The sequence below is a fragment of the Pseudomonas fluorescens genome, from assembly GCF_019212185.1.
GTDB lineage: Bacteria > Pseudomonadota > Gammaproteobacteria > Pseudomonadales > Pseudomonadaceae > Aquipseudomonas.
In genome coordinates this window covers 4,155,758-4,174,244 of sequence record NZ_CP078138.1, presented here as the reverse complement: position 1 = coordinate 4,174,244, position 18,487 = coordinate 4,155,758, and the positions used below count along the sequence as shown (strand labels likewise).

Sequence of the window (18,487 nt, the reverse complement as noted above, 5' to 3'; positions counted from 1 at the left end):
ACCTTCTCTTTTTCGACAGGTACAACAGTGATGACTGACAACAATAACGACCCCAAACTGATCTCCGGCCAGGAAAGCCTGCGCGTGTTCGAGGGCCTCAACCGCGGCATGTCGCGTCGCAGTGCGCTGCAGATGCTCGGGGTGGCGGGTGTCGCCGCAGCGGGTACCGGCAGCCTGTTCAGTGCCGCCGGCAAGCTCTTCGCCGAGGAAGCCACGCCGGCTGGAAAAGGCAAGCCGGGTGGACGAATTCGCGTTGCCGGGATGTCCAGCTCGACCGCCGACACCCTCGATCCGGCTAAAGGTGCGTTGTCGACCGACTACGTGCGCCACTTCATGTTCTACAACGGTCTGACCCGTTTCGATTCGCACCTGGTGCCCCAACTGGAGCTGGCCGAGCGCATCGACAACACCGATGCCACGCTGTGGACCATCACCCTGCGCAAGGACGTGACCTTCCACAACGGCAAAACCCTGAGCGCTGCCGACGTGGTGTTCTCGCTGTCGCGCCACAAGGATCCGCTGACCGGCTCCAAGATCATGCCGTTGATGGAGCAGTTTGCCGAGATCAAGGCGACGGGCACCAACGAAGTGCAGATCCGCCTGAGCGCGCCAAACTCCGAACTGCCGTCGATCCTCGCCGTGTCGCATTTGCTGATCGTTCCGGAAGGCACCACCGACTTCAATCAGGGCATCGGCACCGGGCCGTTCAAGGTCAAGGAATTCAAGCCGGGCGTACGTTCGATTGCAGCGCGCAACACCGGCTACTGGAAACCGGGCCTGCCGTACCTCGACGAGATCGAGTTCATCGCGATTTCCGACGAGCCTTCGCGAGTCAACGCGTTGCTGTCCGGCGACGTGCACATGATCAACGAGGTTAACCCGCGTTCCACCAGCCGGATCAAGGCCAGCGCCAAGCACCGAGTCGTCGATGCACCGTCGGGCAACTACACTGACTTGATCATTCGTCAGGATCAGATGCCGGGCAAAAGTGCCGAATTTACCCAGGCCATGAAGCACCTTCTGGACCGCGAGCAGGTCAAGTCGGCGGTCTTCCGTGGTTTCGCCGTCGTGGGTAACGACCATCCGATCGCGCCCGGTTCGCGTTACTACAACGCCGATCTGCCGCAGACCGTCTATGACCCGGAAAAAGCCAAATTCCTGCTGAAGAAAGCCGGCATGGAAAACATCAGCATGCCGCTGGTCGCTTCCCCAGCTGCCACCGGCTCGGTGGACATCGCCGTGCTGTTGCAGCAATCGGCGAAGCAGGCCGGGCTCAAGCTCGACGTTAACCGGTTGCCGAGCGACGGCTACTGGTCCAACCACTGGATGAAGCACCCGTTGAGCTTCGGCAACATCAACCCGCGGCCGAATGCCGACGTGATGTTCTCGCAGTTCTTCCAGTCCAAGGCCCCCTGGAACGAGTCCGGCTGGCAGAACGAGCAGTTCGATCAGTTGCTGATGCTGGCGCGCGGTGAAACCGACGATGCCAAGCGCAGCAAAATGTACGCGGACATGCAGACGCTGGTGCATGACCACTGTGGTATCGGCGTTCCGGTGTTCATCAGCAACATCGATGGGGTGGACCAGCGTATCAAGGGCTACGGCAGCAACCCGCTGGGTGGTTTCATGGGCTACATGTTCGCCGAACAGGTCTGGCTGGATGCTTGATGGGTGGTCAGGTAGTACGTCAGGGACAGTGCAGGAGGGTAGGCGATGAATAGCAACACACTGTGGTTGATCGGCCGGCGTCTGGGCGCCGCGATCGTGACTTTGTTGATCGTGTCGATGGTCGTGTTCGCGATCACGGCAGTCCTTCCCGGAGACGCGGCGCAGCAATCGCTCGGGCAGTTCGCCACGCCGGAACAGGTGGCGGCATTGCGCCTGAAACTGGGGCTCGATCAACCGGGTGTGGTGCGTTACCTGCACTGGTTGATGAACCTGCTCAGTGGCGACATGGGGCTGTCGGTCTCCAACGCCATGCCGGTCGGCGAACTGATGGCCGGTCGGGTGCCCAACACGCTGATGTTGGCTGCCGCCACGGCGCTGGTCTCGGTGCCGGTGGCGCTGATCCTGGGCATCGGCTCGGCCATGGGCCGCGGCGGGCGTATCGACAGCTTCCTGAGCTTCTTCACCCTGGCCATGGTCGCCGTTCCGGAGTTCCTGGTGGCGACCCTGGCAGTGCTGATTTTCGCGGTGAACCTGGGCTGGTTGTCGGCGCTGTCCTATGCCAGCGACATCACCTCGCCCTGGCAATTCCTGCGCACTTACGCACTGCCGGTGATGACCCTGTGTTGCGTCATCGTCGCGCAAATGGCGCGCATGACCCGGGCGGCGGTGATCGACCAGCTCGACAGTCCATACGTGGAGATGGCCAGGCTCAAAGGTGTCAGTCCGATGCGCATTGTGCTGCGCCATGCGCTGCCCAACGCCATCGGCCCGATTGCCAACGCAATTGCCCTGAGCCTGTCGTACCTGCTGGGCGGGGTGGTGATTGTCGAAACGATCTTCAACTATCCCGGTATCGCCAGCTTGATGGTCGATGCCGTGACCAATCGTGACATGGCGCTGGTCCAGGCCTGCACCATGCTGTTTTGCACGGCGTACCTGGGGTTGGTGTTGATTGCCGACCTGTGCGCGATTCTGTCCAATCCGAGGCTGAGAAACCAATGAACAATCTCATTGTGAAATCGACGCCTGCAGCGCCCGACCTGTCGGTGGGCAAGGTGTCTCATGGCCCGGCGTGGCTGGGCCTGATCGGGGCTGCTATGTGCGTCATCTGGCTGCTGGTGGCGTTTCTCGGGCCGTGGCTGGCGCCGCACCCGGTGGGCGAAGTGGTCTCCGACAATGTCTTTGACAGCATCAGCGCCCTTTACCCATTCGGCACCGACTATCTGGGCCGCGACATGCTCAGCCGTGTGCTGGTCGGCGCCCGCTTCACCGTGGGTCTGGCGCTGATCGCAGCCGTCCTGGCCAGCGGCCTGGGCACCGGTTGTGCGCTGCTGTCGGTGGTGTCACCGAAGTGGCTGGACGAAGTCATCAGTCGCTTGATGGATGCCTTTATCTCGATTCCGAGCAAGATGCTGGCGCTGATCATGGTCTCCGCGTTTGGCTCTTCAGTGACTTTGCTGGTCTGCACCGCGGTGCTGAGTTTCACCCCTGGCGCGTTCCGCATCGCCCGCAGCATGGCGGTGAACATTGAAGCGCTGGAGTACGTGCAAGTCGCCCGTACCCGTGGCGAACGTCGGTTGTACATTGCCTGTGTGGAAATCCTGCCGAACATGCTCAACCCGGTGCTGACTGACCTGGGCCTGCGTTTTGGCTTCATCGTCTTGCTGCTCAGCGGCATGAGCTTCCTCGGCCTCGGCGTGCAACCGCCGGATGCCGATCTCGGCTCGCTGGTGCGGGAAAACATCGGCGGCCTCAACCAGGGCGCCCCGGCCATCGTGATTCCGGCGCTGGCCATCGGCACCCTGACCATCGGTGTGAATCTGTTTATCGACAGACTGTCGTCCCGACGTAGTCGCCGTACGGGAGGGCATTGAAATGAGTGAATTGATTCGAGTTGAAGACCTGCGTGTGGTCGCCTGTGGCGAGCGCGGTGAAACGGAAATCGTCAAAGGCGTAAGCTTCGCCCTGAAAAAAGGTGAAGTGCTGGCGCTGATCGGCGAGTCCGGATCCGGCAAGACCACCATTGCCCTGGCCCTGCTGGGTTACGCCCGGCGTGGTTGCCGGCTGTCCGGTGGCGTGGTGCAGGTCGGCGAGCACAATATGCTTGCGTTGAGTGAGCATGAGTTGCAGGGCCTGCGCGGCAATCGGGTGTCGTACATCGCGCAAAGTGCGGCGGCGGCATTCAACCCGGCGAAAAAACTGATCGATCAGGTGGTGGAAGGGGCGTTGATCCATGACCTGGGCACCCGCGCCGTGCTCGAAGCCAAGGCCATCGAACTGTTCCGCGACCTGGCCCTGCCGGATCCGGACAACATCGGTCAGCGCTACCCGCACCAGGTGTCTGGCGGACAGTTGCAACGGGTGATGGCAGCCATGGCGCTGATCAGCGATCCGTTGCTGGTGGTGCTCGACGAACCGACCACGGCCCTCGACGTGACGACCCAGATCGACGTGCTCCGCGCTTTCAAGCGTGTGGTGCGCGAGCGTGGCGCGACGGCGGTCTACGTGTCCCACGATCTGGCGGTCGTCGCGCAAATGGCCGATCAGATCGTCGTGCTCAACGGTGGGCGGATTTTCGAGCAGAGCGCCACCGCGCCGTTGCTCAAAGGGCCGGCCCACGAATACACCCGCAGCCTGTTGGCGGCGGCGCGGCCGGACACCACAATTCGTCCGCCGAGCGACGTTGCCGAAGACGAACCGCTGCTGACCATCAAGGGCCTGACCGCCGGTTACGGCAACAAGAATGCCCAGGGCATGCCGTCGATTCGGGTGCTGGAAGACATCGATCTGACGGTCCGCCGGGGCCAGGCCATCGGTGTGATCGGTGAGTCGGGCTCGGGCAAATCGACCCTGGCGCGGGTGGTGGCGGGGTTGCTGACGCCGGCCCTGGGCGGCTTGACGTTTGATGGCAAACCTCTGGGCGGCAGCCTGTCGACGCGTACCGATGATCAGTTCCGGCGGATCCAGATGGTCTTCCAGAACGCCGACACGGCGCTGAACCCGATGCACAGCATCAGCACTATCCTGAGCCGGCCACTGAAGATGTATTTCGGTCTCAAGGGCGCGGCATTGCGCGAGCGCGTCGGCGAATTGCTGGATCTGGTGCGCTTGCCCCGGACCCTGGCCGAACGCCGGCCGAACGAGCTGTCGGGCGGGCAAAAACAACGGGTCAACCTGGCGCGCGCGCTGGCCGCCAAGCCGGATCTGATCCTCTGCGATGAAGTGACCTCGGCGCTGGATACCGTGGTGGGTGCGGCGATTCTCGAACTGCTGCGCGACCTGCGCCAGCAACTGGGGGTTTCCTACCTGTTCATCAGCCATGACATTTCCACCGTGCGGGCGCTGTGCGACGACATCGTGGTGATGTACAGCGGGCACAAAGTCGAAGCCGGCAGCCGGCAATCGTTTACCCAGGCGCCGTTCCATCCGTACACCGACCTGTTGATACATTCGGTGCCGGAACTGCGGCAGGGCTGGCTGGAAAACTGCGGCACCGCCTGCGAGGCGTTGCCACCGATCGGCCCGAAGGCCAACGTGGCGGAGCTTTGCACCTTCCTCAATCGTTGCCCAGTGCGAGTCGACGGCCTGTGCAATCGAACGGCGCCAAACCGACGCAACATCGACGGCGGCAGTGAAATTCTCTGTCACCACGATGGCGCCGAGTTGAGCAGGACCCAGCAGAATTTGATCACCATGACCCAGGGAGCCTACGCATGAAGGGGCGTTTTGTGAGGCTGGCGGAGCAGGGCAGACCGACCGTCAGCTTGAAGGTCGACGGCGCGCCGGTCGAGGCGCTGCAAGGCGACACCCTGATGGTCGCGTTGCTGACCCAGGGCAATGCGTTGCGCCAGTCGGAGTTCGACTCGGGCCGCCGCGCCGGCTTCTGCCTGATGGGCGCCTGCCAGGATTGCTGGGTCTGGACTCGCGCCGGTGAACGTCTGCGAGCCTGCTCCAACGAAGTCCGCGAAGGGCTGGATATTGTCACCACACAACCGGAGGCGACATGGCCACTGCGCGGTTGAGCTCCAGGAAAGTTGTCATCGTCGGTGCCGGGCCGGCCGGGGTTCGCTGCGCCGAGACCCTGCTGGCGGCGGGAATCACGCCGATCCTGATCGATGAAAATCGCCGCGATGGCGGACAGATCTACCGCCGTCAACCCCAGGGTTTTACCCGCGACTACAGCGCCCTGTATGGCAGCGAAGCCGCAAAGGCGCAAAACCTCCACGAAAGCTTCGACCGTTTGCGCGAGCGTATTGACTATCGCCCGGACACGCTGGTGTGGAACCTGACGCCGGGGCAACTGTACTGCGTCAGCCAGGGGCACCACTCGACGGTGGACTACGACGCGCTGATCCTCTGCACCGGCGCCACCGACCGCTTGATGCCGATCGAAGGCTGGCAGTTGGCGGGCACCTACAGCCTTGGCGGGGCGCAGATTGCGCTCAAGTCGCAGGCGGTGTCGATTGGTCACAGCGTGGTGTTCATGGGCAGCGGGCCGTTGCTGTACCTGGTCGCCAGCCAATACCTCAAGGCGGGGGCCAAGGTGGCGGCGGTGCTCGACACGTCGGCGCTGAGCAAACGCATCGGCGCGTTGCCAAAATTGCTGGCTCGCCCCGGCGTGCTGTTCACCGGCATGAAACTGCTGGCGCAGTTGTACCGGGCGAAGATCCCGGTGCACCTGGGCGTTCGCCCGCAGCAGGTACTGGGCGATGCGGCCAATGGCGTCAGCGGCGTGCGGGTGCTCACCGCGCGCGGCGAGACATTGAACCTTGACTGCGACGCGGTGGCCCTCGGTTACCACTTGCGTCCGGAAACCCAGTTGGCGGATCTGGCCGGTTGCCGCATGCGCTTCGACGAGGCGTCCGGCCAATGGTGGCTGTCGGTGGACGAAGAAGGCCGGACCACGGTCAACGGTGTCTACGCTGCCGGTGACGGCTCGAAAATTCGCGGTGCAGACGCCGCCGAACATGCCGGGCGGCTGGTGGCGATGGCGCTGCTGGAAGATCTGCAGCAACCGGTCAACGCCGGCGTGCGTGATCAGCAGCGTCAGGCCCTGGCAGCAATGGACCAGTTCCGCCTCGGCCTGGCCCAGGCGTTTCCCTGGCCCGCCGAGCAAGCCAAGGCCTTGCCCGACAGCGCCATCGTTTGTCGTTGCGAGATGATCAGCGCCGGTGAATTGCGCCGCACCGTCAGTGAGAAGGGCGCTTGCGAGGTCAACCGGGCGAAAGCCTTCAGCCGGGTCGGCATGGGCCGCTGCCAGGGGCGTTACTGCTCCCAGGCCGGGGCCGAAGTCATCGCCGCGGCGGCGGGCGTCAGTGTCCAGCAGGTCGGCCGGCAACGCGGCCAAGCCCCGGTCAAACCCTTGCCGATGGTGATTATCGAGGAGCCTTCATGAGTCCGCAAAAAAGCGATGTGCTGATTATCGGCGGTGGCCTCATGGGCGCGGCCTCGGCGTTTTTCCTGCGCCAACGCGGACAGTCCGTGACCCTGCTGGAGCGCGACCAGATCGGTCAGTACGCCAGCGGTGTGAACTTCGGCAATGTCCGGCGCCAGGGGCGCTACCTGGGGCAACTGGAATTGGCCAACCGTTCCTGGGCACTGTGGAAGCGCTTGCCGGAACTGATCGACGATGACCTGGAATTCATCGCCAGCGGCCACATGCGGGTGTGTTATCGCGAAGACGAAATCCCTGAGCTGGAGGCCTATGCCGCTGCACCGGAAGCGGCGCAGCTGGACCTGAAAATCTATCGCGGCGCCGAGTTGCACCAGCGTTTTCCGTTCCTCGGGCCGGACGTCAAGGGTGGCTCCTATGCCCCCCACGATGGTCACGCCAATCCACGTCTGGCCGCCCCGGCGTTTGCCCGGGCGGCACGGCGACTCGGCGCACGCATCGAAGAGCAGACGGAAGTGGCCGAAGTGCAGAAGGTCGGCGGCGAGTTCCGCGTGAGCACCACCGATGGTCGTCAGTTCTGCGCTGCCCAGTTGCTGATCACCGCCGGTGCGTGGGGGCAGAAACTGTCCGAGCAGTTCGGCGAACCGGTGCCGCTCGACACCCACGGCCCACAGATGGCGGTCACCGAGCCGGTGCCCTATGCCTTGCCGACGGTGATCGGGGTGTACACCAAAATTCCCGAGGAAGTGATTTATTTCCGCCAGATTGCCCGTGGCAACATCGTCATCGGCGGCGGCTATCGCAGTAAACCGGACATGCTCAATCGTCGGGCATACGTTGAGCCGCGCAGCATCCTCAACCAGATCCGGCAGATGCGTCGCCTGCTGCCAGGCGCCGAGAACCTCAACATCATCCGGGTCTGGAGCGGCATCGAAAGCTATCTGCCGGACTCGCTGCCGATCATGGGCCCCAGTGGCAAGGTCGATGGTTTGTACTACGCCTTCGGCTTCTGCGGACACGGCTTCCAGCTGGGCCCGGGGGTGGGTGACGTGATGGCTGAGCTGATCAGCACGGGCAGTACCAGCACCTTGATCGAGCCGTTCTCGATTCGCCGATTTGCCCACTTAGCCGAGCAGCGGAGCCAAGCCTCATGAAACCCCGTGTACTGGAAATTCTCACACGCCTGATGGCCTTCGACACGGTCTCTTCGGAGTCGAACATGGCCCTGATCGAGTATGTGCGCGATCTGCTGCTGAGCAAGGGCATCGAGTCGCTGATCGTCAAGGATGCCACCGCGAAGAAGGCCAACCTGTTCGCCAGTACCGGCCCGCAGGACAAGCCGGGGATACTGCTCTCCGGACACACCGACGTGGTGCCGGCGGCCGGCCAGGCCTGGACCTTTCCCGCCTTTGCAGCGACGGTGCAGGATGGACGGATTTACGGGCGTGGCAGTTGCGACATGAAGGGCTTCATTGCCCTGGCCATCGACGCCATGCTCGAGGCGGCCGACCATTCCCTGAGCCGACCGCTGCAACTGGCGTTGTCCCACGACGAAGAGATCGGCTGTGTGGGTGTGCGGCGCTTGCTGGACGTGCTGCACCTGGCACCGGTGCGGCCGTTTTTGTGTTTGATCGGTGAGCCGACCAACATGCAGTTCGTCCTCGGGCACAAGGGCAAGGGCTCGTACCGAACCTACTGTCGGGGCCTGGAGGCGCATTCCTCGCTGGCGCCGCTGTCGGTCAACGCGATTCACGTGGCCAGCGACTTTATCGCGCTGTTGCGCCAGAGCCAGCAGCAGTTGCAAGCCGAGGGCGCGCGGGATGGCGATTACGATGTGCCTTACAGCACGGTGCATGTCGGGCAGATCGGCGGCGGTCGTGCGCTGAACATCGTGCCCAACCTGTGCACCCTGGATTTCGAGGTGCGCAACTTGCCGGGCGATGACCTGGAGCAGATTCTGGCGCAGATGCAGGAAGGCGCCGAGATGATTGTGCGCGAAGCCAAAAAGCTCTCCAGCGTGGCGGCCATCGAGATTGAAACCCTCAATGTCTATCCCGGCCTGGATACTCACCCGAGCGTCGAAGCAGTGCGCTTCCTGAAAAACTTCGCGGCGCCGGATACCGCGACGTCCAAGGTCTCTTTCGGCACCGAAGGCGGCTTGTTCCGGCAGCGTCTGGATGTGCCGGTGGTGGTCTGTGGCCCGGGTTCGATCGAGCAGGCACACAAGCCGGACGAGTTTATCGAAATCAGCCAGATGCAGGCCGGGGAGCGTTTCCTGGGTGGGTTGCTCGGTTCGCTGAAACTGTAGGAGATCCCCCGCCGCAAAAAACCTGAGACCGCCGCGTGCATTCAGGACAGCAGCGTCATCGTTGACGATCTTCACTGCGATGCGGCGGCGCGACAAGCCAGCGCCTGCAAGGGATTGGATGGGACATGCAAATCTGCCGTTGCTCCGCCAATTTCAGCATCCAACACCGTCCGCCAGGCGCTTTCGGCATCCTTATCTGTCACGTCTCCCTAGACTGAAAGTCTGTTTCGGATCAGGACGCGACCATGCTCAAGAATCGTTTGAAAGACCCCAGCCTTTTGGCGGAGCTCGCCTATGTCGACGGGCAGTGGATTGGCGCCGATGACGGTGCGACTCTGGATGTCATCGACCCGGCCAGCGGCGAACTGCTCGCTCGCGTGCCGGCGATGCAAGGCGGGGAAACCCGGCGTGCCATCGAGGCGGCGGACAAGGCCTGGCCTGCCTGGCGTGCACGTCCGGCGGCGGAGCGCGCGGCGCTGCTGGAGCGCTGGTATCAAGCCATGATCGACAACCTCGATGACCTGGCGCTGATCATGACCAGTGAACAGGGCAAGCCGTTGAACGAGGCCAAGGGCGAGATTCGTTATGGCGCCGGCTTCGTCAAATGGTTTGCCGAAGAGGCTCGGCGGGTCTACGGCGAAACCATGCCGGCCCCCAGTGGCGACCGTCGATTGTTGACCCTCAAGCAACCGGTGGGTGTCTGCGCGGCAATCACCCCGTGGAACTTCCCCAACGCGATGATCACTCGCAAGTGCGCTCCGGCACTGGCTGCCGGCTGCCCGATCATCGTCAAGCCGTCTGACCTGACGCCGCTCTCGGCGCTCGCACTGGCGGTACTGGCCGAACGCGTCGGGATTCCGGCCGGGGTGTTCAACGTGCTGAGCGGCATGCCCGCCGGCATTGGCGAAGAGCTGACCGGCAACCCGACCGTGCGTAAGATTTCGTTCACCGGCTCCACCGCCGTGGGCCGCTTGCTGATGCGTCAGAGCGCAGAACACATCAAGCGCTTGAGCCTGGAGCTGGGCGGCAACGCGCCGTTCATTGTCTTTGACGATGCGGACCTTGAACAGGCCGTGGCCGGGATCATGCTCAGCAAGTTTCGCAACGCCGGGCAGACCTGTGTCTGCGCCAATCGGATCCTGGTGCAGGACGGAATCTATGAGCGCTTCGCCCAACGGCTGGTCGAGGAAGTCGGCAAGCTGCGTGTCGGCAATGGCCTGGAAGCCGATGTGACCATCGGCCCGCTGATCAATCAGGCCGCCGTGAGCAAAGTCGCGCGGCACATCGACGATGCCCTGAGCCAGGGCGCGCAATTGCTGTGCGGCGGTATTCCACGCGGCGACGGTCAATTCGTGCAGCCGACGGTGTTGGGCGATGCCCATGCCGGCATGCTCCTGGCCAATGAGGAAACCTTCGGCCCGGTGGCGCCGTTGATGCGTTTCACCGACGAAGCCGAAGCCCTCGCGCTGGCCAATGCCACGCCTTACGGTCTGGGTGCCTACTATTTCACTCAGGATCTGCGGCGCTCCTGGCGGTTCGGCGAGGCGCTTGAGTTCGGCATGGTCGGCCTCAATACCGGGATCATTTCCATGGAGGTCGCGCCGTTCGGCGGCATCAAGCAATCGGGCCTGGGTCGCGAAGGCAGCAAATACGGCCTGGACGAATACCTTGAAGTCAAAGCCTTCCACATCGGCGGCTTGTAATTCACTGACACGGGGAAGCACAACTGATGAGCAAGGTATTCAAGATCGCCGCGATTGCTGGCGATGGTATTGGCAAGGAAGTCCTGCCGGAAGGGTTGCGGGTGCTGGAGCAGGCGGCGAAGAAATGGCAGCTGGAGTTGAGCATCGAAGTGCTCGACTGGGCGCACTGCGATTACTACCTGGAACATGGGCAGATGATGCCCGAAGACTGGTTCGAACAGCTCAAGGGTTTCGACGCCATTTACTTCGGCGCCGTCGGTTGGCCGGACAAGGTGCCCGACCATATTTCCCTGTGGGGCTCGTTGCTCAAGTTCCGGCGTGACTTCGACCAGTACGTGAACATTCGTCCGGTGCGGCTGTTTCCCGGGGTGCCGTGCCCGTTGGCCGGCCGCGCGCCGGGGGACATCGACTTCGTGGTGATCCGCGAAAACACCGAAGGCGAGTATTCGTCGGTCGGCGGCAAGATGTTCGAAGGCACCGAGCATGAATTCGTGCTGCAAGAGTCGGTGTTTACCCGCCGTGGTGTCGACCGGATTCTCAAGTTCGCTTTCGATCTGGCCCAGACCCGGCCACGCAAGCGGCTGACGGCGGCGACCAAGTCCAACGGGATTTCCATCAGCATGCCCTATTGGGATGAGCGCACCGCACTGATGGCGGCCAAGTACCCGCAAATCACCTGGGACAAGCAGCACATCGATATCTTGTGTGCGCGCTTCGTTCTGCAGCCGGATCGCTTCGATGTGGTGGTGGCGTCGAACCTGTTCGGCGACATCCTCTCTGACCTCGGTCCGGCCTGCGCCGGGACCATCGGCATCGCGCCATCGGCCAACCTCGATCCCGAGCGGCGGTTCCCGTCGCTGTTCGAGCCGGTGCATGGTTCGGCACCGGACATCTACGGGCAGAACATCGCCAATCCGATCGCGATGATCTGGTCCGGAGCGCTGATGCTCGATTTCCTCGGCAATGGCGACGAGCGTTATCGCGCGGCGCATGACGGGATTTTGCAGGCGATCGAGCGGGTCATCGCTGACGGGCCGATCACCCCGGATCTGGGCGGGAAGGGCTCGACACAGGATGTGGGCAAAGCCATCGCCGATCTGCTCTGATCCACCACAACCCTTGTAGGAGCGAGCCTGCTCGCGATAGCGGTCTGTCAGTTGCATCAATGTTGGCTGACAGGTTGCAATCGCGAGCAGGCTCGCTCCTACAGGGGGATCATGGTTTAACTCAATAACCCTGCTCACGGTCAATCTGGCCGACCATTGGCTCACCCCGCTCGAAGCGTCGGATATTGTCCAGCAACACCCCAAACGCGCTCTCAGGCTGAGTCATCGCCGCGATATGCGGCGTCAGCAGAATCTGTGGATGGTCCCAGAACGGGTGATCGGCCGGCGCCGGTTCTTCCTGCAATACATCCAGTACCGCGCCGCCAAGTTGGCCGCTGTCCAGCGCTTCCAGCAGATCACTTTCTACGAGATGTCCGCCACGGCCCATGTTGATCAACGCCGCGCCGCGCGGCAGTTGTTGGAACAGCTGGCGATCGAGAATACCCTGGGTCTGCTCGGTCAATGGCAGCACGCACAACAGAATGTCGCATTGGCTGAGAAACGCCGGCAGTTGCTCGCTACCGGCATAGCACTCCACACCCGGGATGTGATGAGCGCTGCGAGCCCAGCCTTTGAGTTTGAACCCCAGCGGTTGCAAGGTCGTGAGAATCTGTTGGGCCTGCGCACCGAGCCCCATCACGCCAACCCGACGTGTGTGCGCGGGCTGCAGCATGTGCGCCTGCCAACAGCGAGCCACCTGCTGCTGGCGATAACGCAGCATGTCCCGGTGCAGGCTGAGTACGGCAAAGCTGGCGTACTCGCACATGCCGCGGGTTATGCCGGGATCCAGCAGGCGCACCACGGGTAAGTGCGCTGGCAGGCTCGCGAGGTCGAGTTGATCGACGCCGGCGGACAACGCGAACAGCACCCGTAGATTCGGCAACCTGGTTTCCAGATCGTCCGGTGCCTGCCATGCGGCCAGGTACTCGATGTCGTCGGGATTGCCGATGTCCGGCCAGGCGCGCCATTCGATATCCGGGGCGTGTTCGGCGAACAGCGCTTTCCATTGTTCGCCGCGCACCGGGTCAGCTTTGTAAAGCAGGGCCATGGTCAGTTCCTGGAGGTATGAAGGTGATCCCATGATCGCGCAAAAGGCAGCGCAGGATCTGTCGAAAGCATTGATTCAAACGGTTCGCGCCACGCCAGATCGGCCGCATCGCAGCAGATTCGGCGGGGTGATGGAATCTGCCGTTTGGCAGGGTGAAAACAGTCGATCCGAATTTCTCAGGGCGCAAGTTCGGCGTAGTTCGTTCCGCGCAGCACGTAATCTGAACACCATCTGCAATCACCTCCGGGCTGCCGGACTCACGATGGGAAATGCCATGAACAGCCAAGTCGACCAAACCCCTCATTTGCTCCGTCAGCGCGAACAATTCGTGCCGCGGGGCCTGGTGACCGCTCATCCTTTGGTGATCGATCGTGCCCAAGGTGCCGAGCTGTGGGATGTGGACGGCAAGCGTTACCTGGATTTTGTCGGCGGCATCGGCGTGTTGAATATCGGGCATAACCACCCCAAAGTGGTCGCGGCGGTGCAGTCGCAACTGCAGAAGGTTTCCCATGCCTGCTTCCAGGTCGTTGCCTATAAGCCGTACCTGAATCTGGCCCAGCGCCTGTGCGAAATGATCGGCGGTCAAGAACCCTACAAGGCCGCGTTCTTCACCTCCGGCGCCGAAGCCGTGGAAAACGCGGTGAAAATCGCCCGGGCACACACCAACCGTTCCGCAGTCATTGCCTTTCGTGGCGGTTTTCACGGTCGCACGTTGCTGGGCACCACCCTCACCGGCATGAGCCAGCCGTACAAACAGAACTTCGGCCCCTTCGCGCCGGAGGTCTTCCACACGCCGTACCCCAACGCCTACCGTGGCGTCAGCGGCGAGATGGCGCTTCAGGCGCTGGACGAATTGTTCGCCACGCAAGTCGCACCCGAGCGAGTGGCCGCCATCATCATCGAGCCGGTGCAGGGCGACGGTGGCTTTCTCACGGCGCCGAAGGAGTTTCTGCAGAAGCTGCGCGCCCTGACGCAGAAGCACGGCATTGTGTTGATTCTCGATGAAATCCAGACCGGGTTTGGGCGTACCGGCAAATGGTTCGGCTTCCAGCATGCGGACATTCAGCCCGACCTGGTGACCGTGGCCAAGAGCCTGGCAGGTGGTCTGCCGTTATCCGGCGTGGTCGGCAAGGCCGAGATCATGGACGCTCCGTTGCCTGGCGGCCTGGGCGGCACCTACGGTGGTAATGCGTTGTCCTGCGCGGCGGCATTGGCGGTCATCGAGGCTTATGAAGAAGAGCAATTGCTGGCGCGCGGTGAAGCGCTGGGTGAGCAGTTGCGCCAGGGGTTGCTGGGCTTGCAAGGGCGCTACCCACAGATCGGCGACGTGCGCGGCACCGGCTTCATGTTGGCGATTGAGCTGATCAAGAACGACGAAGCGCGCACACCCGACGCCGACCTCAATCAGCGGCTGATCGACGAAGCGCGCAAGGGTGGCTTGCTGGTGATCAAGTGTGGCGTGCATCGCAACGTGATGCGGTTCCTCGCACCCTTGGTGGCGACTCCGGCCCAGGTCGAGGAAGCGCTGCAGATTCTGCAAACGGCTTTGGCACGGGTATTGAACTGACGTGCTACCCGCTCCGGGACGGTGTCGTCAGGCATCGCCCGTGAGCGTTTATGGAGCATGGGTTGATGGAATGCATCATTGGAGGCTGTGTACACCATGGGGCTGACTGATTATCAAGCGCTGCTCATTGACTGCGATGAAGTCCTGGTCGACCGCGACTCAGGCGTCTGGGCCGCGTTGCAACCGCTGCTGGACAGTCGGGGCGGGCAGCCGGACAAGGAGCAGGTGCTGGCTGAATACAATGAGGTGGTGCGGGCGCTGTATCCACGCTTTGGTGAGCTAGGCTTCAGTGGATTGCTGTGTTTCGCCCATCGCCAGTTGGCCGAGCGCTGGGGGCTCAAAGCCAGTTGGGAAGAGGGCATGAGCTTCGCCCGCTCGGCGGCTGGCTGGTCGCTGTTCGAAGATGCACCGGGCGCGATGTTGTACTTGCGCAAGTTCTACCGGCTGCTGGTCAAGGGTGACCGGGATGCCGAGGATCGCGGTGTACTCTGCGAGCGCCTGGGGATCATGGCCGACGATTTCATTTCCCTGGCCAGCGACCCGCTGAAGGACCCGGATTGGTTGCAGGCCAACGATCTCGAGCCGGCCGGAATTCTGCTGGTGACCCGGCCTCCCGCCAGCGACGCGGTGGATACCGACGTGTGCCTGATCTGTCGCGGACGGCGCCAGCAACCCAAGCCGTGTGCCACGGCGTATTGCATTAACAGCATGGCTGATCTGGTCGCTCAGCATCAGCTGTCTTTACGGCGCTGATTTTGCTAGAAGATTGTCTTACAAATGGCAGTCACGAGGTACGCAATGGAAGGTTTAGTCAAACTGGACCGCATCGACATCAGCATCCTGGTAGAGCTGCAGAAAGACGGGCGCATGACCAATGTCAGCTTGGCCGATGCCGTGGGGTTATCGGCCAGCCCCTGTCTGCAACGGGTCAAGCGGCTGGAGTCGGCCGGCTACATCTCCAGCTACAAGGCGCACTTGAACCTGGCGAAGATCACCGAGTCGGTGACGGTCTTCACGGAAATCACCTTGAGCGACCACAAGCGCGAAGACTTCGCCAAGTTCGAGTCGAACATTCGCCTGGTGGATGAAGTGCTCGAATGCCATCTGATCAGCGGTGGCTACGATTATCTGGTGCGCTTCATGACCCGCAGTATCCAGCACTATCAGGAAGTGATCGAAAGCCTGCTGGACAAGAACATCGGCATCTCCAAATACTTCAGCTACATCGTCATCAAATCCCCCGTGCTCAAGGACGGCGTACCGCTGCGCAAGCTGCTGCGGCACTGAAGCATCCTCTCTGTGAGCCCTGTCAGCGATGGGGCCATCAGTCACACCGCATCAACTTCATCGCCAGCAGGCTGGCTCCTGCAATTAGTGCTGCGGCGCGCAATGCACCGTGTTTGGACATCTCGCCGCGCAAACCCGCAAACCCGCCTCATCCTCGCGCAAGCCGCATAAACATCTGTTTCGACCGGCAAAAACAGTTTCCGATCGCCCCGCACCCGCCCATTACGGAACAAATCGTCAAAGTCCCTGCGTTGTAATGCTTGCAGGAAGTGGGGCGCGGTTTGTGAAAGTCGCTGATTCCGCAAGGATGAAGCGCCAGCAACGAATCGTTGAATAACACCAATCGGAGCGAAAAAAAATGCGAATGAGCAACGCAAAAGCACTATTGGGTTACGGCGTCTTCCTGCTGGCCGCCAGCAGCGAAGCACACCAGATCTGGTACGAACAACCACCGGGGCAACCGCTGTCGTTGTACTACGGCGAGTATGAGAAAAACGTGCTGGAAGTCACACCGGGCGGGATGGACCGGTTCGTGCAACTTCAGGGTTGGCCGGCAGGTACTCCCTCCCGGGCACTGCCCCTGACCTTGCAGCGTCAGGCCTTCGCGGTGGCCCACCAGGGCGCCGGCGATGATTCACTGCTGGCACAGGACGCGCATTATCCGATCTTCGATCTGCATGAAGCGGGCAAGACCCTGAAGACCTACTGGACACCCGCCACGCGCTGGGTCGGTGACTTGCGTGCCCGGGTACCGGAGCTGGCGCTGGACATCGTGCCCACCGGCCAGGTCGACGGCAACACCGCGCAATTCCAGGTGTTCTACGCACACAAACCGCTCGCCGAGCAGGACGTGGTGCTGGAAGTCGGGTCGGGTGAAGTGGTCACTCGGCGCACCGACAAGAACGGCAAGGTCAGTTTCGATTTGCCATGGCAAGGGACCTATGTGGTCGCCGTCGAATACAAGGATCGCAGCGCCGGTGAGCGGGTCGGCCCCGATGGTAAAACCGAGCCGTTTGACCTGAAGAGCTTCAGCTCGACGCTGTCGTTCTATCGCACCCAGGGTCAGCCATCGTTGCCGCGGGCACCGTCGCAGCTGCCAGCCTCCGAGATCGCCCGGTTGAAAAAACAGGCCTGACCCCACGTTCCTCCAGGAGTGAGCACTATGTCCCAATCTTCAGGATTGGCCGGGCAGGCGGGAAGTATTTCCCCGGCGCTGGCTACCCCCGCTGTAAAGGCCAACACGCGGATGTTGGCGATCGACGCGCTGCGCGGTTTTGTCATGCTGTTGATGTTGATTGACCATGTACGGGAAACCTTCCTGCTGCACCGTCAGGTCACCGATCCGATTGACGCGTTAAGCGTGACGCCGGACCTGTATTTCACCCGGATGCTCAGCGAGATTTGCGCCCCGGCGTTTATCTTCCTGACCGGTCTGTCGGCGTGGCTCTACAGCCAGAAACACACCGCCAGTGAAACCTCGGTGTTTCTGCTCAAGCGCGGATTGTTCCTGGTGTTTCTGGAAATCACCTTCGTGTGTTTTGCCTGGAACGCTGAGTTTCCGCCCAAGACCCTCTGGTTGCAGGTGATCTGGTGCATCGGCATCTGCATGATCGTGCTGGCCGGACTGCTGCACTTCAAGCGCAGTTGGCTGATCGTGCTCGGGGTGGCGATTGTCGCAGGGCACAACCTGTTCGATAACGTCACGGTGGGGCCTGAGTCGCCGTTCTTTGTGCCGTGGTCGATTCTGCATCAGCGCGTATTTATCGACATCACCGAGTTCACCCGTGCTCGCACCACCTACCCGGTATTGCCGTGGATTGGCGTGATCGTGCTGGGCTGGGCCATCGGGCCGTGGTTTGGCAAGGACATGGATCCCAGCGAGCGTTTGTCCCGTCTGCTCAAACTTGGCGCGGGCCTGCTCGTGGCGTTTGTGTTCATCCGTTACCTGAACGTTTATGGCGAGAAGCCTTGGGTGCAGACCGGTGATTCGTTGCGCACGTTCATGAGCTTCATGAGCGCCAAGAAGTATCCACCTTCGCTGATGTTCCTGATGCCGACCCTGGGGTTGAGTCTGCTTCTGCTTGCACTGTTCGAGAAGCTCCAGGATCGCTGGACGACCTCGACGCTGGCGATTTATGGCGGGGCGCCGATGTTCTTCTACCTCCTGCATTTGTACGTGCTCAAGGCCATGTACCTGGTCGCAGTCGCCATCTGGGGTGCCAACCAGGGCCAGTACTACGGCTTCGATGATCTGCCCATGGTCTGGTTGTGGAGTGCGATTCTCGGGGTCTTGCTGTTCTTCCCGACGCGCTGGTTCGCGGCGCTGAAGCAGCGCCGTCGCGACATTGCGATCCTCAAATACCTCTGAGGCACCCAACGGTGTCCCGCCGGCCGGCGGGACACCTTGC

The 18,487-nt window shown here is 62.1% G+C and carries 16 protein-coding genes; 15 read left to right on the top strand and 1 reads right to left on the bottom strand.

Features of this window, described 5'->3' with window-relative positions; all coding sequences use genetic code 11:
* The first annotated feature begins 30 nt into the window (after nt 1-30).
* The 10 genes from KW062_RS18580 to KW062_RS18535 all read left to right on the top strand — a co-directional run bounded on the left by KW062_RS18580 (nt 31) and on the right by KW062_RS18535 (nt 12,177).
* Nucleotides 31-1,668, top strand: coding sequence for an ABC transporter substrate-binding protein (locus KW062_RS18580; protein WP_027616168.1), 1,638 nt, complete (start codon nt 31-33; stop codon nt 1,666-1,668).
* 45 nt (nt 1,669-1,713) lie between these two features.
* On the top strand, nt 1,714-2,670 hold the full coding sequence (locus KW062_RS18575) for an ABC transporter permease (protein WP_027616169.1): 957 nt from the start codon (nt 1,714-1,716) through the stop codon (nt 2,668-2,670).
* Nucleotides 2,667-3,542, top strand: a complete 876-nt coding sequence (locus KW062_RS18570; RefSeq protein WP_027616170.1) for an ABC transporter permease — start codon at nt 2,667-2,669, stop codon at nt 3,540-3,542. The genes KW062_RS18575 and KW062_RS18570 overlap by 4 nt, the downstream gene beginning before the upstream one ends.
* A gap of 1 nt (nt 3,543) precedes the next feature.
* The gene (locus KW062_RS18565) at nt 3,544-5,385 is read left to right on the top strand and encodes an ABC transporter ATP-binding protein (protein ID WP_027616171.1); all 1,842 of its coding nucleotides are present in this window, start codon (nt 3,544-3,546) and stop codon (nt 5,383-5,385) included.
* Entirely contained in the window at nt 5,382-5,690 is a 309-nt protein-coding gene (locus KW062_RS18560) for a (2Fe-2S)-binding protein (RefSeq protein WP_027616172.1), read from the top strand. The genes KW062_RS18565 and KW062_RS18560 overlap by 4 nt, the downstream gene beginning before the upstream one ends.
* Nucleotides 5,672-7,063: an FAD/NAD(P)-dependent oxidoreductase gene (locus tag KW062_RS18555; protein ID WP_027616173.1), complete on the top strand. Its 1,392-nt coding sequence runs from the start codon at nt 5,672-5,674 to the stop codon at nt 7,061-7,063. The genes KW062_RS18560 and KW062_RS18555 overlap by 19 nt, the downstream gene beginning before the upstream one ends.
* On the top strand, nt 7,060-8,214 hold the full coding sequence (locus KW062_RS18550) for an NAD(P)/FAD-dependent oxidoreductase (RefSeq protein ID WP_027616174.1): 1,155 nt from the start codon (nt 7,060-7,062) through the stop codon (nt 8,212-8,214). The genes KW062_RS18555 and KW062_RS18550 overlap by 4 nt, the downstream gene beginning before the upstream one ends.
* On the top strand, nt 8,211-9,368 hold the full coding sequence (gene argE / locus KW062_RS18545; protein WP_105754921.1) for an acetylornithine deacetylase: 1,158 nt from the start codon (nt 8,211-8,213) through the stop codon (nt 9,366-9,368). The genes KW062_RS18550 and argE overlap by 4 nt, the downstream gene beginning before the upstream one ends.
* A 245-nt stretch (nt 9,369-9,613) precedes the next feature.
* Nucleotides 9,614-11,071 (top strand): NAD-dependent succinate-semialdehyde dehydrogenase, encoded by a 1,458-nt coding sequence (locus KW062_RS18540; protein WP_105754920.1) that lies wholly within the window; start codon nt 9,614-9,616, stop codon nt 11,069-11,071.
* Between the two features lie 26 nt (nt 11,072-11,097).
* Entirely contained in the window at nt 11,098-12,177 is a 1,080-nt protein-coding gene (locus tag KW062_RS18535) for a tartrate dehydrogenase (RefSeq protein WP_027616177.1), read from the top strand.
* Nucleotides 12,178-12,298: 121 nt separating this feature from the next.
* Here the strand turns inward: KW062_RS18535 and KW062_RS18530 are convergent, their stop codons facing one another.
* Nucleotides 12,299-13,225: a 2-hydroxyacid dehydrogenase gene (locus KW062_RS18530; protein ID WP_105754919.1), complete on the bottom strand. Its 927-nt coding sequence runs from the start codon at nt 13,223-13,225 to the stop codon at nt 12,299-12,301.
* A 274-nt stretch (nt 13,226-13,499) separates the two neighbouring features.
* On the opposite strand from KW062_RS18530, the gene gabT reads away from it, so the two are divergent.
* The 5 genes from gabT to KW062_RS18505 all read left to right on the top strand — a co-directional run bounded on the left by gabT (nt 13,500) and on the right by KW062_RS18505 (nt 18,447).
* On the top strand, nt 13,500-14,792 hold the full coding sequence (gabT, locus tag KW062_RS18525) for a 4-aminobutyrate--2-oxoglutarate transaminase (protein ID WP_105754918.1): 1,293 nt from the start codon (nt 13,500-13,502) through the stop codon (nt 14,790-14,792).
* 96 nt (nt 14,793-14,888) lie between these two features.
* Nucleotides 14,889-15,545, top strand: coding sequence for an HAD family hydrolase (locus KW062_RS18520; protein WP_105754950.1), 657 nt, complete (start codon nt 14,889-14,891; stop codon nt 15,543-15,545).
* 45 nt (nt 15,546-15,590) lie between these two features.
* Nucleotides 15,591-16,079 (top strand): Lrp/AsnC family transcriptional regulator, encoded by a 489-nt coding sequence (locus tag KW062_RS18515; RefSeq protein WP_027616181.1) that lies wholly within the window; start codon nt 15,591-15,593, stop codon nt 16,077-16,079.
* Nucleotides 16,080-16,443: 364 nt separating this feature from the next.
* A complete protein-coding gene (locus KW062_RS18510) occupies nt 16,444-17,214 on the top strand; it encodes a DUF4198 domain-containing protein (protein ID WP_256350813.1) in 771 nt (256 codons plus the stop codon).
* Nucleotides 17,215-17,241: 27 nt separating this feature from the next.
* Nucleotides 17,242-18,447, top strand: a complete 1,206-nt coding sequence (locus KW062_RS18505; protein ID WP_105754916.1) for a DUF1624 domain-containing protein — start codon at nt 17,242-17,244, stop codon at nt 18,445-18,447.
* Nucleotides 18,448-18,487 lie beyond the last annotated feature (40 nt).

Excerpts from the sequence above, each read along its gene's own strand:
- KW062_RS18540 (WP_105754920.1), top strand. The coding sequence starts at position 9,614 with ATGCTCAAGAATCGTTTGAAAGACCCCAGCCTTTTGGCGGAGCTCGCC.
- KW062_RS18505 (WP_105754916.1), top strand. The coding sequence starts at position 17,242 with ATGTCCCAATCTTCAGGATTGGCCGGGCAGGCGGGAAGTATTTCCCCG.
- KW062_RS18560 (WP_027616172.1), top strand. The coding sequence starts at position 5,382 with ATGAAGGGGCGTTTTGTGAGGCTGGCGGAGCAGGGCAGACCGACCGTC.
- KW062_RS18520 (WP_105754950.1), top strand. The coding sequence starts at position 14,889 with ATGGGGCTGACTGATTATCAAGCGCTGCTCATTGACTGCGATGAAGTC.
- KW062_RS18510 (WP_256350813.1), top strand. The coding sequence starts at position 16,444 with ATGAGCAACGCAAAAGCACTATTGGGTTACGGCGTCTTCCTGCTGGCC.
- gabT (WP_105754918.1), top strand. The coding sequence starts at position 13,500 with ATGAACAGCCAAGTCGACCAAACCCCTCATTTGCTCCGTCAGCGCGAA.
- KW062_RS18580 (WP_027616168.1), top strand. The coding sequence starts at position 31 with ATGACTGACAACAATAACGACCCCAAACTGATCTCCGGCCAGGAAAGC.
- KW062_RS18550 (WP_027616174.1), top strand. The coding sequence starts at position 7,060 with ATGAGTCCGCAAAAAAGCGATGTGCTGATTATCGGCGGTGGCCTCATG.
- KW062_RS18565 (WP_027616171.1), top strand. The coding sequence starts at position 3,544 with ATGAGTGAATTGATTCGAGTTGAAGACCTGCGTGTGGTCGCCTGTGGC.
- KW062_RS18555 (WP_027616173.1), top strand. The coding sequence starts at position 5,672 with ATGGCCACTGCGCGGTTGAGCTCCAGGAAAGTTGTCATCGTCGGTGCC.
- KW062_RS18535 (WP_027616177.1), top strand. The coding sequence starts at position 11,098 with ATGAGCAAGGTATTCAAGATCGCCGCGATTGCTGGCGATGGTATTGGC.
- KW062_RS18570 (WP_027616170.1), top strand. The coding sequence starts at position 2,667 with ATGAACAATCTCATTGTGAAATCGACGCCTGCAGCGCCCGACCTGTCG.
- KW062_RS18575 (WP_027616169.1), top strand. The coding sequence starts at position 1,714 with ATGAATAGCAACACACTGTGGTTGATCGGCCGGCGTCTGGGCGCCGCG.
- argE (WP_105754921.1), top strand. The coding sequence starts at position 8,211 with ATGAAACCCCGTGTACTGGAAATTCTCACACGCCTGATGGCCTTCGAC.
- KW062_RS18530 (WP_105754919.1), bottom strand. The coding sequence starts at position 13,225 with ATGGCCCTGCTTTACAAAGCTGACCCGGTGCGCGGCGAACAATGGAAA.
- KW062_RS18515 (WP_027616181.1), top strand. The coding sequence starts at position 15,591 with ATGGAAGGTTTAGTCAAACTGGACCGCATCGACATCAGCATCCTGGTA.